The sequence below is a fragment of the Clostridium sp. UBA7791 genome, assembly GCF_002480755.1.
Taxonomy (GTDB): domain Bacteria; phylum Bacillota; class Clostridia; order Clostridiales; family Clostridiaceae; genus Clostridium_J; species Clostridium_J sulfidigenes.
In genome coordinates this window covers 1,010,456-1,024,059 of sequence record NZ_DLCT01000005.1, presented here as the reverse complement: position 1 = coordinate 1,024,059, position 13,604 = coordinate 1,010,456, and the positions used below count along the sequence as shown (strand labels likewise).

Genomic DNA, 13,604 nt, shown 5'->3' with positions numbered 1-13,604 from the left:
CCCCTTCTATTTAAAATTTATCCTTTGTTAATGTTATATTATATGTTTGAAAATATAAAAAAAGAATGAAAAACTATGTCTTTCATTCTTTTCTATTTCCATTACTATCTTAAGTTATTTATCATTCCCCACATATCATCTGCAGTTTTTAATGCAGAGGAGCTTAATTGAAAAGCTCTTTGGGCTACAATCATGTCAGTCATCTCAGTAGACATATCTACATTAGATCTTTCCGTAAACCCTTGATAAATATCTCTATCCGTAGTCTCCAATACAGTAGCTCCTTCTATTGGAACAAATAAGCTTTGTCCTGCAGAAATAAAATCTGTATCACCTATGGTCTTATAAGTTTTAATATCTCCAACTTTTATAGAGTTTCCATCATTATCTAAGGATAAAGCCCCATTTGCATCTATAGAAAACTTATCTTTAGCAAAGTTAATTGGACCCCCTGGCACATTTATCTCATTACCATTAGCATCAGTTATAGATAATCTATATCCATTATTATCTACTAAAATTCCTGAAGCATCCACTTTGAAGTTTCCATTTCTAGTATAGGCTGCACTTCCATCTTGTTTATATACTTTAAAGAATCCTTCTCCATCTATAGCTAAATCTGTAGATATCTTTGTATTAGTTAAGCTTCCTTGAGTTTTTATTCTAACTTCATTAGTAGATTTAACCCCTGTACCAACATAAAGTTCAGTATTTGCATTCTTAGACCATGGTACTCCTAGTCTCTCTAATGAACTGGTATAAAGGTCTTGGAATGTAGATGTTACTTTTTTATATCCAATAGTACCGGAATTTGCTATATTATTTGATACTAAGTCTAATTTATTCTGTTGTGCTTCCATTGCACTTCTATTGGTGTAAAACATACCGTACATAAACTCACTCCTCAAATTTTTCTTTCTCTATTAATTCTATCTAGCTTTACCTATTTCATTTACAGCCTTGTCCAAGGTAGAATCTAAAACCTTTAAAATAGTTGCATTACTTTCAAAGTTTCTCATAACAGTCATCATGTTACTAGTTTCTTGAACTACGCTAACATTAGATCCTTCAAGGGATTTATTAACTACATAAGGATTATTAACAAAGGTAGGATTAACTCCTTCATAAAGATTATATGTAAATTCATTTAGATTTTCATATTTACCTTGGTTATCCTTTGGAAAATTAACTACAGCTAATCTGCCAGCGTCTCGTCCATCTACAGATATATTCCCAATATTGTCTGCAGAAATACTTCCTTCACCTATATATATAGGTGCTAATCCATTCCCACTCCTACTAAGAACCCTATCTCCATTAGAGGTCACTAAATATCCTGAAGTGTCTACAGCAAAATGACCATCTCTTGTATAATAATTTGTAGCTCCATTAGCGGTTTGTCTTTGAACTACAAAAAATCCTTCTCCCTGAAGGGCAAAATCAGTTGTTACTCCTGTATCCTTTATAGTTCCTTGTGAGAAATTAGTGGTTCGATCATTTATTTCTACTCCATTACTCATAGCTCCAATGGTTACTCTTTCATTGTTTTTTCCATCTTTATTAGAAATATATACCTCATCAAAACTCTTCATGGATAAAATCTGTGATTTATATCCTGTAGTGTTTATATTTGCTATATTATTCATAATAGCACTTTGATTTTTTTCACTGGTAATTATTCCTGAAGCTACTGTATACAATCCTCTAATCATTGTTTGCACCCGCCTTTATATCAATTTTAATCTGGTCTGGATAGGTCATTCCTAATTTTTTTGCTCTTATTTCAATTTCACCATCGCTAAGTTTATAATCTATTTTTGCAGGGATACTAAAAAATATTCCTAGTATTATGCCAATGCCTATACCAAATAAAATTTTTCTATCACTTAAAACTTTAATAAATTTTTTTATTTTAAATATAATTCCTTTATTAATAAGACCTCACCCTTTCCTATATTCAGCCGTTGTGCTATGCCTTCTTCACTTAAGCCTTCAGCTAATAAGGCTTTTACCTCTTCTACTTTTAAGCTATTACCCTTTATATCTTTTTTAGGATTACTATCTTCTTTTTCTTTTTTAGGATTACCGTCTTTTTCTTCTTCTTTTAAATCGTCCATTAATTCATCCATATATTCTCCTTGAAGAAGAATATCATCATCTAAGGAATCAATCTTATCTACCAAGGTATTTATGTACTCATCATTACTAATATTTTTATCTGAATCATCCCTTTTTTCTAATAATTCATTTTTAATAAATACAGTATGATTTACTTTTTTTAAGTCATTTATTTCTCTTTGTAATTCTGTAACTGTTTTAGCAAACTCACTTCTTATTTCAACAAGTCTCATGTCTACTTCATCTATATTAGATTCTGCATCTATCATAGCTTTACTAAAGTTATTTTCTTCTCTCATTATAGCCCTTATATTTGTAGCAATTAAAGCCACTCCAATAATAATTAATAAAATATACATATTCTCACCTATCTTCTATGACTTAATATCATATTGGAGTTTCTCAATTTCTTTTCTTAAATTTAAAATAGCTCTACTATGAAGTTGACAAACTCTTGATTCTGATACTTCTAACACTGCTCCTACTTGTTTTAAAGTAAGTTTTTCAAAGTAGTATAGATTTAGTATAAGTCTATCTCTTTCCTTTAGATTATCCAGGCCTCTCCTCAAGTACTCTAGCATTTCTTTTTCTTCCAAAGACTTTTGTGGAGAAGGACTTTTAGTATCCTCTATGGAATTGATTAAAGACATTTCCTCATCATCACCAAATAAAATAGTTTCTAAGGACATCATTGAAATATAGTTTACATAACCTTGTATATCTGTAAGCTCCTTTAAACTTATTTCCATTCTTTCAGCTACTTCAATATCTTTTGGTTCTCTGTAAAGTTTATTTTGTAATTCTTCCACTACCTTATTGTATCTATTAAGCTTATCGATGGCTCTTTTAGATATAGGACTATTTTTTCGTATTTCATCTATAATACTTCCATTTATTCTTATGGCAGCATAGGTGGAAAATTTCATACCCTTAGTGTCATCAAACTTATTTATAGCATCCATAAGCCCAATCATTCCATAACTTATTAAGTCTTCATATTCAACATATTTATTTTTTCCTACGATAATCTTGGAAGCAATATACTTTACAAGAGGTATATTTTTTTTAATTATTTCTTCTCTAACATCTACATCACAAGCTACAGACACATCATTTCCCTCCTACTTTGTTTTCATTAACTTTCTCATATTCTTAAAAATAAACTGTATTATATTTTCCCTTACCTTATCATCAATAAATTGAAATTTTACTCCATATACATATTCATTTTTATTTTGTGTTTCATCTCTAACGATTTTACCTAAGGCTAATATATCTTCGTTATTAATCTTAGTATTCAACATGACTAGTTGCCCTAAATTAAGACTTTCCTTTACCTTTATTCTAATACCTCCACCACTTAAATCTAAAGTTTGTCCTTCCCTATAATCGCAGTTTTCAATATCCCTGAGGACACTTTCATTATACTTATCTATTGGTGAATATTTCATAGCATTTATAAATGGCAATCTTACATAGTCTCTTCTTTGTACCTTATGCAATTCACTTTCTCTTTCCAATGTAATCAAGGCTATTTTATCAAATTTTCTCCCTTTCACCTTAGCTTGAAAATTATATATATTACCTTTTCCATCATTATAATTACACTTAACTGTGTCTCCAGTACTTAAGGGATAGCTTATGCCATTTAGTATAGGTGTAGCTATAGCTATATATATACCATCTTCATCAATATCCTGAATTTTTGATTTTGCTAATTCTCGATTTTTTGTATAAATCTCTATTTTATTATTGATTTCCATCATATTATTAGCTTTCATACTCTCCTCCTATGAAAAAATATTAAGCATTTTTTTAAATATACCCTGGATGCTATTGCCCTTATTATAAGATATACCTTCTAACCCCTTTGCAATAGACTCAATGTTTTCACTTACTTCACTTTTAGGGAAAGACAATACCACAGGTCTTTGCATCCTTACAGCTTGCACTAATTTTTTATCTTCAGCGATGTTTCCTAAATGCACTAGATTAGCTCCTAGAAATCTATTTGCTGAACTATTAAGTCTATTAAATGTATCATTTCCTTCTTCCTTGCTTAAAACCTTATTAACAATAATCTTTGCTCTATTTTTCACATTATGATTACATATGGTTTTTAATAAGCTATATGCATCCGTTAATGCTGTTGGTTCCGGGGTAGTCACAATAAAAACTTCATGACTACACTCTATAAAGGCCATAACTGTTCTATTTATGCCTGCTCCTGTATCAATTAATATATAGTCAAAATCTTTTATTTCTCCTAACTTATTAATTAAAACTTCTCTTTGCGACCTATTTAAGTCATCTAATCTAGAAAGTCCTGTACCTCCACATAAAATTTTTATACCTAAAGGTCCATTTATTACTACCTCATTAACAGATTTATTATTTAATATTATATCAAAAATGGTATATCTAGGTATAGTCCCTATTAAAACATCTACATTGCCCATACCTAAATCTGCATCTAGTACTAAGACCTTTTTCCCTAGTTTTTTAAGAGAAATTGCTAAATTAATTACCATGTTACTCTTACCTACCCCTCCCTTACCGGAAGTTATGGTAAAGATTTTAGTATTATTATTGCCTTCTTCCATAGTATCTTGCTTTTCAAATACCATTTGTCTTAATCTTGAAGCCTGGTCTAACATATACTATTTTCCCCTAACACCAATTTTATTATCTCATCCTCCAATGGTACCTTTATATCATCTGGTACATTCTGGCCTACAGTGATAAATTTAATAGGAACTTGAGTCCTTCTACATATATTTAGTATGGAACCATAAGTTGAAGTCTCATCTAGCTTAGTTAGTATTAGTCCCTTGTAATTTATATTAGAAAATCCATTAGCTATGATGTCCATGTCACCACTCTTAGTAGTAGCACTGACTACTAAATAAGCATTATCCACCTTAGCCCTATCTAGAAAAGCCTTCAATTCTAATACTTGCATAGTATTTTTACTACTCCTTCCAGTAGTATCTAATAAGATCACATCACAGTCTTTCATTGAGTTTATAGCTTCTTCCATCTCAGCTAATGAAAATACCACTTTAAAATCAATATTCATAATATCTGCATAGGTTTTTAACTGTTCTACTGCTCCTATTCTATAGGTGTCTACAGTAATTAAACCTACCTTTTTCTTTTTTACAAGAGCTAGTTCCCCTGCTAGCTTTGCTATAGTTGTAGTTTTTCCTACTCCTGTAGGACCAACTAAAGCTATGGTTCCATTTATTTCACTAGAATCTATTTTTATAATAGCGCCAAGTTCCTCTTTAATTCCATTCATGATTTCATCAACGGAAGACACTTGTTTATTTATTTTTATAGTTTCTATTAATTCTTCAATTATATCTTTAGATATATCTACTTCTCTAAGTCTTTCCTTGGCTTCTTTAAAATAAATTTCACTATTATTAGTCTTTTCTTGTTGCAACTCACTTTCTTCTTTGTTTTTGTTATCTAATTCTTCTAATTTAATTTCTTCATTTATAGAATTATTGCTTTGAGTAGAAAAATAGGAATTTATAAGACTCTTCATTGTTTCAACTTCTTGTCTTAGCTCCACTTCATCATTTTCCACTATATCTACTGGTAAAATACTCTTACTGTTTATTTCTTTATCATCCCAACTTAAATCATTAGATTTAGATTCAACAGCTGCGGTTATCTCCACTACTTTAGGAGAAAACAACCCTTTAATACCAGGCTTTCTTATAGCTCTCTGACTTATAATTACAGCATCTTTTCCTAACTCCTTACCTATCTTACTTAATGCTTCCTTCATGGTAGAAGCTACATATTTCTTTATAATCATTAGATAGATACAACTCCTTCGGTCCTTATCTCTACATCATTAGGTATTTCATTTAAAGATAACACTACAATGCTTGGAAATACCATTTCTATAAGCTTTCTAAAAGCTGGTCTAATTCTTGGAGAAACTAGAATTATAGGTATATTAGTTGGAAAGTGTGTACTTTCTAACATTCCCTTAATACTATTAAATATTTCTGTTGTAATATCTGGATTTATTGCTGGGAAAGAACCCTGCATAGATTTTTGAATATTACTTCCTATTAGTTTTTCTATATCTGGAGATATGGTTACTGCAGTAATTCTATGTTCATCATCCACTAGATCATTGCAAATAGTTCTACTTAATGAAAATCTTACATATTCCGTTAACATTTCAATATCCTTAGTATTTCGCGAATTATCAGCAAGACATTCTAATATAGTTACCATGTCTTTTATAGATACCTTCTCTTTTAAAAGTCCTTGTAACACCTTTTGAATTTCTCCTATGGTCATAAGGTCCGGTACAAGTTCCTCTACCACAGTAGGATACTTTTCCTTTACAGAATCTAAAATAACTTTAGTTTCTTGACGTCCAAGAAGTTCATAAGAATGAGCTTTAATAGTTTCTGTAAGATGAGTAACCATAACTGTAGTTGGATCTACCACAGTAAGTCCCTTTATCTCTGCATCTTCTCTTTGATCCTTATTTATCCAAAGAGCTTCTATTCCAAAGGTAGGTTCTATGGTCTTTATTCCTTGAATATTTATATCTTCTCCAGAAGGATTCATACATAGAAACATGCTTGGCATTATGTCCGCTCTAGCTATCACTGTTCCTCTTATCTTTATTACATATTCATTATTTCTAATTTGCAGATTGTCTCTAATTCTAATAGGTTGAACCACAATTCCCATCTCTATAGCACATTGTCTTCTCACTGATGAGATTCTCTGCAATAAATCTCCTCCTGAGGATTCATCAGCCATAGGAATAAGTCCATAGCCTATTTCTACCTCTAATGGCTCAACAGAAATTAAATTCATCACATTTTCTGGCTCTCTACTCTCACTCTCTACAATTTCCTTTTCTTCTATTTCTATCTTCTGCTTAGCTTGTTGCTTTTCATCCTTATACATTAGATAAGCACTTGTTCCTGATGCTGCAGATAGAGCAAAGAATACTAGTGTAGGCATCCCTGGAATTATTCCAAGGATAAAAAGTACTAGAGATGCAATTGCTATAACTACTGGGAATGCTGTCAATTGTGATGATACCTGTGCTCCAAAGTTATCATCGCTTCCTGAACGAGTAACTAAGATACCCGAAGCTGTAGAAATTAACAGTGCAGGTAATTGACTTACAAGTCCATCTCCTATGGTGAGTTGTGTAAACTTAGCAGCAGACTCGCCTATGCTCATATCCATCATTACTGCCCCTATAACAATACCACCTAAAATATTTATTATAGTAATTATAATACCTGCTATGGCATCACCTTTAACAAATTTAGATGCACCATCCATAGCTCCATAAAAATCTGCTTCCCTTTGAAGGTCAAGTCTCTTTTTCCTAGCATCTTCTTCTGTAATCATTCCTGCATTTAAATCTGCATCTATACTCATTTGCTTTCCTGGCATTGCATCTAAGGTGAATCTTGCTGAAACCTCAGATACTCTTCCAGCACCACTAGTTATAACTAAAAACTGTATAATAACAATAATTAAAAATATTATTATTCCTACGAAATAGTTTCCACCAATTACGAACTCTCCAAAAGCTTGCACTATCTTTCCTGCATCTGCTTGTCCTAGAATAAGTCTAGTAGATGATACATTTAGTGCTAACCTAAATAGGGTAGTTACAAGTAATAATGTTGGGAATACTGATAGTTGCAATACATTTGTAGTAAACATTGTAAGTAACATTATAACTATAGATATTGAAATATTAATGGCAAAGAAAATATCAAGTATTCCTGGGGGTAATGGTATAATTATCATTAGTACAATAAGAATTACCCCAAATGCTACTATTATATCTAAGTTATTCTTAATACTAAATCCCTTATCTTTAAGCATAATTATCATCCTTTTTACATTATTTCTTCATTTTATAAACTAATACTAATATTTCTGCCACTGCCTTATACATATCAAAGGGAATTTCCTTATCTAAATCCACTTCTTTGAACATGAGTCTAGCTAATGGTTTATTTTCTATAATTGGTACATTATTTTCAATCGCCTTTTCCTTAATCTTTAACGCCACATACTCACTGCCCTTTGCCACAACTATCGGTGCTTTTCCACTATTTTCTTCATATTTCAAAGCCACCGCAATGTGAGTTGGGTTTGTAATTACAACAGTAGCATCTGGTACTGATTGCATCATTCTTCTCATAGCCATTTCTCTTTGCTTTTGTTTTCTTTTTCCCTTAACTATAGGGTCTCCTTCTTGTTGTTTATATTCTTCCTTTATCTCTTGTTTAGTCATTTTTAAATCCTTATTATGTTGGAATTTCTGATATAAAAAATCTATGCATCCTATTATTAATAAGGCTATCCCAACTTTAACAAAAACATTAATTATTAAACTAGCCAATTCTGTAAGTATTGTTCCTGTTTTAAGATTTCCAAAGTTCAAAAGACTATAGTAATTATCTATAACAAACTTATATCCTATATATCCTACAATAGAAACAATACCTAAATTTTTTACTAAATCCACTAAGGATCTTATAGAAAACATTCTTTTAAATCCACTTATAGGATTTAGTTTGCTAAACTTAGGTTTTAATGGATCTCCAGTATATATAAAACCAGTTTGAATTATTGATCCAATTACGCCTATAACCATAATAGGAACTGCCACTGGTATAAATATTTTAAATATATCTATGAATACCTTTATTAAAAGTCCTACTAAACTCTCTTGGCTTAATTGAAAATTTAAGTAACTCCCTAGATACTTTGTCATACTGGAGCTTAATACCTTTAGCACAAAGCTACTTAAGATAGCTATAACTAAAGTAGCTGCTAAAAGAGTTAAGGCAGAAGATAATTCCTTACTTTTAGCTACTTGACCTTTTTTCTTAGCATCTTGAAGTTTTTTAGGAGTAGGTTTTTCCGTTTTATCTCCACTATCATTAGATGCGGAAATTAATATAAAGGGCATCATAGTGAATATTTCCGAGAATATATGCTTAATAGCACCAAAATTTGAAGCTATAATTTTCATAATTAAAGGAATAGAAATTACAAAGGTTGCAAGTCCAACAAAAATCTTGATTGGCATTCCTAGTATCATAGCATTAAGCTGAGGCATAACTCTTGATACCAAGCCCAATACAATTTCCGTCATAAGTATTATAAGCATTATTGGCACTGCAATCTTAATCCCAATAGTAAAAAATTCAAATACAACTTGAATAATATATCCCAAAATTTCTTTATTAAAGGTTACAGTCCCTACAGGAACTGAAGTAAAACTATCTATAAGACACTGCACTAAAATAAGATGTCCATCAACTAACATAAATACAGCAAGACAAATCCAGTACATCAACCTTCCCATTACTGATATGTTTTCACCTGCAACTGGGTCAAATAGGCTCATCATAGAAAAGCCCATGGAAAAATCCATAATTTGTCCTGCCATTTGTACAACACTAAACAGTAAATTTACTATATATCCTAGACATATTCCTATAATTACTTCTTTACCTATAAGCACTATTAAAACAAACATATTACTTATTTCTGGTAATGCTTCAGTACTGATTATGGGAGATAAAATCATGGATATAATAAGTCCTACACCAATCTTTGCTATATTTGGTGTTCCTGTTGGGAAAAAGGTTGGCACTGTAAAAATCAAGGATGTTATCCTCATAAACACCATTAAAAAAGCTATAAACATTAAAATATCTACCAACGTTATCCCACCTAAGCTCCTATATTAGAAATTATTGAAAAAATTCTTTGAGTAAAACCTATCACTGTGTTTCCTATAAATGTGGCAGTAATTATTCCCACTATTGCCACAGCTATTATTTTAGGTACAAAGGTTAAAGTTTGTTCTTGTATCTGAGTTGTGGCTTGAAATATACTTATCAAAAGACCTACTACCGTAGCTGTAAGTAGTATTGGTCCAGCTGCCATTAAAGCTGTCTTCACCATATCCTGTAATATTGCAACCACCATAGTCTGTGTCATATTACATCACCTCTCTAAAATCCTAGTATTAAGGATTGACTTAACAAATTCCATCCATCTACTAATACAAATAAAAGTAATTTAAATGGCAGAGAAATCATAGCTGGCGGTAACATAAACATACCCATAGACATAAGAACACTAGCTGTTACAATGTCCACCAATATAAATGGTATAAATAACAAAAATCCTATTTCAAAGGCTGTTCTTAACTCACTTATAACAAAGGCTGGTACAATTGTATAAAGTGGAACATCATCATAATTATAAGTTTCCTTACCATCTGCATCCTTTTCTACTTTAATAGCATCCTCTACCTTTCCAGCTTCAAGAAACAACTTTAAATCTTTTACTCTAGTTTGCTTTAACATAAATTCCCTCATGGGCTTTATCCCTTTATCTATAGCAACATCCATTGTTATTTCTTCCTTCATATAAGGCTGAACTGCCTTTTCATTAATTTCTGAAAAGGTAGGTGCCATTACAAAGAAAGTTAAAAATAAGGACAACCCAACAATTATTTGTTTTGGCAGTGATGTAGCTCCTATAGCACTCTTAAAGAAAGATAGTACTGTTACAATTCTTATAAATCCTGTGGTCATTATAAGGATTGATGGAAGTATTGTAAGTACTGTTAGTACTAATAATAATTTTATATTGTCCACATATTCAGTAGGAGTTTTTGCATCCCCATCACCAAAAGATATATTTATATCTGGAATTGGCATGGTATCTCCAGTAGCATAAGCTACTTTACTACTAATTGAAATAACACAAAACACCAATAGTATTAGCGTTATGGGTTTTATAAACTTTTTTAGATCAAATTTTTTCATATGTATTATCCCTTTATTCCTAAAATAATATTTTACTTTCTCCATTTAAGATACTTGTCTTTAAAAATTTGTTTTAACTCACTACTATTCTTTAATTTAATCATTTCAATTTCTTTATAATCTTCCCCTGCAACTTCTTCTACAATTTCTATTTTTCCTTGAGCTGAAGTTACTAAATAATATTTATCTCTTATCTTTACAATGAGCAGAGAGTTATCCTTACTAATGGTTAGTCTCTCTACTACTCTCATTGTAGATTTTCTGTTTATGTGACTATATTTCTCAACATTCTTCCCTAGCCAAAGAATTAATCCTATAACTAATGGGAAAAATATTACAAGTTTTAATAAGGTTAAAATCAATTGACTATCCATAGGTCACCTATTGAACAATTATATCTGTGAAATAAATATTGGTTATCTTACCACTATTTAAAAGTTCATTTGCCTTTACGACTATCTCTTCTTTTAATAAAGCATCTCCCTCTGTTTTGAAATCCGTAGATTTCTTAGCTCTTAATACCTTATTTATACAGTCTCTTATTTGTGGAATCTTTGCTGTAAGTTCTTCTTGCAAATCCTTATTCTCTAAATTCGAACCTAAGGAAATTTTCACCTTTACAAATTTAGACTTTCCCTCATCACTTAAATTTACTAAGAACTCGTCTAAATTTAAGGTAGCTTCCTTTTCTACTACATTACTTTCACTAGTGCCATTATTATTTTTACCTACATTCTTTGTTGCAATGGTATATCCAACAAATACAGCTCCACTTATAAGTGCAAATATTACTATAGCGGTTACTATAATTAGAACTAATTTAGAACTTCCGCCCTTTTCTTTTTCTAACTCATTGCCATTACTATTTTTCTTGCTCATTTCCTTGCTCCTTTACATTAGTTACAACTATAATATTAACTCTTCTATTTTTAGCTCGACCTTCATCCGTATCGTTTTTTGCTATAGGTCTATACTCTCCACATCCCTGAGCTGAAAATCTTTGAGGATTTAAAATCTTTTTACTACCAAGAAAATAATCCAGTACGCTTAATGCTCTAGCAGAAGATAGATGCCAGTTATTTGGCATAGCTGGTGTGTTAATTGGTACATTATCTGTATGACCTTCAATTATAATCTTGTTATCTACCTTTCCAATTAAGTCACTAACCTTATCTAATACGTTTTTACTATCTGACCTTAGTTCTGCCTTTCCAGTATCAAAAAGCACCGAATCCTTCATCTGGATATTAAGACCTTTTTCATCTTCATATATTTGAACATCATTCTCTAAATCATTTTCCTTAATGTAAGTTAATACGTCCTCTAAAATTTCCAAGTCTTCATTTTCTTGAATATCCTCCACTGTAAGCTGTGGCTTTCCAACTATAGGTACATCACCACTACTTGAGTTAAATTCAAGTATGGACCTATCAGCCTTACCACTAAAAGCACTTTGCATGGCTACAGCTATCTGCTGAAATTTTTGTGAGTCTATAGTTGATAGTGAATAAAGTAAAACAAAGAAGGTTAATAGCAAAGTAACAGTATCTGCATAAGTAGCTAACCACCCATCAGTTTTTATGTCTTTCTTGGCCATAATTATTCACCTACTCTCCTTGATTAACACTACTTAAATACTTTACTCTATCCTCTGGTGATAAATATACTATCATTTTATCTTCAATTACCCTTGGGTTTACTCCTGATTGTATAGAAAGTACTCCTTCAATCATCATTTCCATTTGGTTTACTTCCTTAGATGTTTTATAATTTAGCTTTCCTGCTATAGGAAGTACAACTAAGTTAGCAAGCATTGATCCATAAAAAGTTGTAATAAGAGCCTTACCCATACCTGATGCTAAGTTGTCTGCATCTGATAGGTTAGCAAGCATTTGAATAAGTCCAATCAATGTTCCAATCATACCCATGGCTGGAGCATATGCTCCCCAAGTTGTGAACATAGATGCTGCATCTTCATGTCTTTTTTCTAATTCTTTAATTTCTAAAGTCATAACTTCTCTAATAGATTCAGGTTCAATACCGTCAACTATCATATTTAAGCCTTTTTTAACAAACTCGTTACTAATCTCTTGTATATCTTCTTCTAAAGAAAGTAGTCCATCTCTTCTAGCTTTTTTAGATAAATTAACAAATAGTGCAATATTATCTACCTTAGATGTTCCATCTTCTTTGAAAGCTTGTGCTGCAACCTTGATAAATCTTTTTATTTCATTCATTGGATAAGACATTAAAAGTGCACCGAAGGACCCTCCTACTGTTATAGCTAAGGATGGTACATCAAAGAATAGCTTTAACGATCCTCCATTTAGCATTCCATAAAATACAAGAACAATTGCAATCACAAAACCTATAGCTGTTAACATATCATTCTTCTTCATTGCTTTCCTCCAACCGTACATTTGCCCAGTATTTTCGTCTAAATTCTATAACCTTATCAACTATTTCTTTAGAACTTTCTTTAACTAAATACTTTTTTCCATTGACTAAGGTAATTACTGTCTCTGGGATTTCTTCAATTTTTTCAATGTGATTACTATTAAGAATAAATTTGTTTCCATTTAAGGGATTAACCTCTATCATATTCTCCTATACCTCCTATGA

At 31.3% G+C, this 13,604-nt stretch carries 16 protein-coding genes; all 16 read right to left on the bottom strand.

Features of this window, described 5'->3' with window-relative positions; all coding sequences use genetic code 11:
* Positions 1–104 precede the first annotated feature (104 nt).
* Positions 105–893 (bottom strand): flagellar hook-basal body complex protein, encoded by a 789-nt coding sequence (locus B3Z56_RS10290; RefSeq protein WP_346847907.1) that lies wholly within the window; start codon positions 891–893, stop codon positions 105–107.
* 36 nt (positions 894–929) lie between these two features.
* Positions 930–1,712 (bottom strand): flagellar hook-basal body complex protein, encoded by a 783-nt coding sequence (locus B3Z56_RS10285; RefSeq protein ID WP_346847906.1) that lies wholly within the window; start codon positions 1,710–1,712, stop codon positions 930–932.
* Between the two features lie 195 nt (positions 1,713–1,907).
* Complete coding sequence (locus tag B3Z56_RS10280) at positions 1,908–2,477, bottom strand: hypothetical protein (protein WP_346878722.1); 570 nt, start codon at positions 2,475–2,477, stop codon at positions 1,908–1,910.
* Between the two features lie 15 nt (positions 2,478–2,492).
* A complete protein-coding gene (locus B3Z56_RS10275; RefSeq protein ID WP_346847904.1) occupies positions 2,493–3,227 on the bottom strand; it encodes a FliA/WhiG family RNA polymerase sigma factor in 735 nt (244 codons plus the stop codon).
* Between the two features lie 12 nt (positions 3,228–3,239).
* Positions 3,240–3,899, bottom strand: a complete 660-nt coding sequence (locus B3Z56_RS10270; protein ID WP_346847903.1) for a flagellar brake protein — start codon at positions 3,897–3,899, stop codon at positions 3,240–3,242.
* A gap of 9 nt (positions 3,900–3,908) precedes the next feature.
* Positions 3,909–4,775: a MinD/ParA family protein gene (locus tag B3Z56_RS10265; protein WP_346847902.1), complete on the bottom strand. Its 867-nt coding sequence runs from the start codon at positions 4,773–4,775 to the stop codon at positions 3,909–3,911.
* Positions 4,769–5,947, bottom strand: a complete 1,179-nt coding sequence (gene flhF, locus B3Z56_RS10260; RefSeq protein WP_346877385.1) for a flagellar biosynthesis protein FlhF — start codon at positions 5,945–5,947, stop codon at positions 4,769–4,771. Before flhF ends, B3Z56_RS10265 begins: the two co-directional genes overlap by 7 nt.
* The gene (gene flhA, locus B3Z56_RS10255) at positions 5,947–8,010 is read right to left on the bottom strand and encodes a flagellar biosynthesis protein FlhA (protein ID WP_346847900.1); all 2,064 of its coding nucleotides are present in this window, start codon (positions 8,008–8,010) and stop codon (positions 5,947–5,949) included. Before flhA ends, flhF begins: the two co-directional genes overlap by 1 nt.
* A 19-nt stretch (positions 8,011–8,029) precedes the next feature.
* A complete protein-coding gene (locus B3Z56_RS10250) occupies positions 8,030–9,865 on the bottom strand; it encodes a fused FliR family export protein/FlhB family type III secretion system protein (RefSeq protein WP_346847899.1) in 1,836 nt (611 codons plus the stop codon).
* 11 nt (positions 9,866–9,876) lie between these two features.
* Entirely contained in the window at positions 9,877–10,146 is a 270-nt protein-coding gene (locus B3Z56_RS10245) for a flagellar biosynthetic protein FliQ (RefSeq protein WP_346847898.1), read from the bottom strand.
* A 14-nt stretch (positions 10,147–10,160) separates the two neighbouring features.
* The gene (gene fliP / locus B3Z56_RS10240; protein WP_346877383.1) at positions 10,161–10,982 is read right to left on the bottom strand and encodes a flagellar type III secretion system pore protein FliP; all 822 of its coding nucleotides are present in this window, start codon (positions 10,980–10,982) and stop codon (positions 10,161–10,163) included.
* A gap of 32 nt (positions 10,983–11,014) precedes the next feature.
* Entirely contained in the window at positions 11,015–11,356 is a 342-nt protein-coding gene (locus tag B3Z56_RS10235) for a flagellar biosynthetic protein FliO (protein ID WP_346878721.1), read from the bottom strand.
* Between the two features lie 7 nt (positions 11,357–11,363).
* A complete protein-coding gene (locus tag B3Z56_RS10230; protein ID WP_346847895.1) occupies positions 11,364–11,861 on the bottom strand; it encodes a flagellar basal body-associated FliL family protein in 498 nt (165 codons plus the stop codon).
* A complete protein-coding gene (locus B3Z56_RS10225; RefSeq protein WP_346847894.1) occupies positions 11,845–12,579 on the bottom strand; it encodes an OmpA family protein in 735 nt (244 codons plus the stop codon). The genes B3Z56_RS10230 and B3Z56_RS10225 overlap by 17 nt, the downstream gene beginning before the upstream one ends.
* 10 nt (positions 12,580–12,589) lie before the next feature.
* On the bottom strand, positions 12,590–13,381 hold the full coding sequence (locus B3Z56_RS10220) for a motility protein A (protein ID WP_346847893.1): 792 nt from the start codon (positions 13,379–13,381) through the stop codon (positions 12,590–12,592).
* Positions 13,368–13,583 carry a flagellar FlbD family protein gene (locus B3Z56_RS10215; RefSeq protein WP_346847892.1) on the bottom strand — a complete coding sequence of 72 codons (216 nt, stop codon included), beginning with the start codon at positions 13,581–13,583 and terminating at the stop codon, positions 13,368–13,370. The genes B3Z56_RS10220 and B3Z56_RS10215 overlap by 14 nt, the downstream gene beginning before the upstream one ends.
* Positions 13,584–13,604: the final 21 nt, after the last annotated feature.

Coding starts and splice junctions, on each gene's coding strand:
- B3Z56_RS10230 (WP_346847895.1), bottom strand. CDS start 11,861: ATGAGCAAGAAAAATAGTAATGGCAATGAGTTAGAAAAAGAAAAGGGC.
- B3Z56_RS10245 (WP_346847898.1), bottom strand. CDS start 10,146: ATGACACAGACTATGGTGGTTGCAATATTACAGGATATGGTGAAGACA.
- B3Z56_RS10290 (WP_346847907.1), bottom strand. CDS start 893: ATGTACGGTATGTTTTACACCAATAGAAGTGCAATGGAAGCACAACAG.
- B3Z56_RS10280 (WP_346878722.1), bottom strand. CDS start 2,477: ATGTATATTTTATTAATTATTATTGGAGTGGCTTTAATTGCTACAAAT.
- flhF (WP_346877385.1), bottom strand. CDS start 5,947: ATGATTATAAAGAAATATGTAGCTTCTACCATGAAGGAAGCATTAAGT.
- B3Z56_RS10285 (WP_346847906.1), bottom strand. CDS start 1,712: ATGATTAGAGGATTGTATACAGTAGCTTCAGGAATAATTACCAGTGAA.
- B3Z56_RS10235 (WP_346878721.1), bottom strand. CDS start 11,356: ATGGATAGTCAATTGATTTTAACCTTATTAAAACTTGTAATATTTTTC.
- flhA (WP_346847900.1), bottom strand. CDS start 8,010: ATGCTTAAAGATAAGGGATTTAGTATTAAGAATAACTTAGATATAATA.
- fliP (WP_346877383.1), bottom strand. CDS start 10,982: ATGAAAAAATTTGATCTAAAAAAGTTTATAAAACCCATAACGCTAATA.
- B3Z56_RS10220 (WP_346847893.1), bottom strand. CDS start 13,381: ATGAAGAAGAATGATATGTTAACAGCTATAGGTTTTGTGATTGCAATT.
- B3Z56_RS10215 (WP_346847892.1), bottom strand. CDS start 13,583: ATGATAGAGGTTAATCCCTTAAATGGAAACAAATTTATTCTTAATAGT.
- B3Z56_RS10265 (WP_346847902.1), bottom strand. CDS start 4,775: ATGTTAGACCAGGCTTCAAGATTAAGACAAATGGTATTTGAAAAGCAA.
- B3Z56_RS10225 (WP_346847894.1), bottom strand. CDS start 12,579: ATGGCCAAGAAAGACATAAAAACTGATGGGTGGTTAGCTACTTATGCA.
- B3Z56_RS10270 (WP_346847903.1), bottom strand. CDS start 3,899: ATGAAAGCTAATAATATGATGGAAATCAATAATAAAATAGAGATTTAT.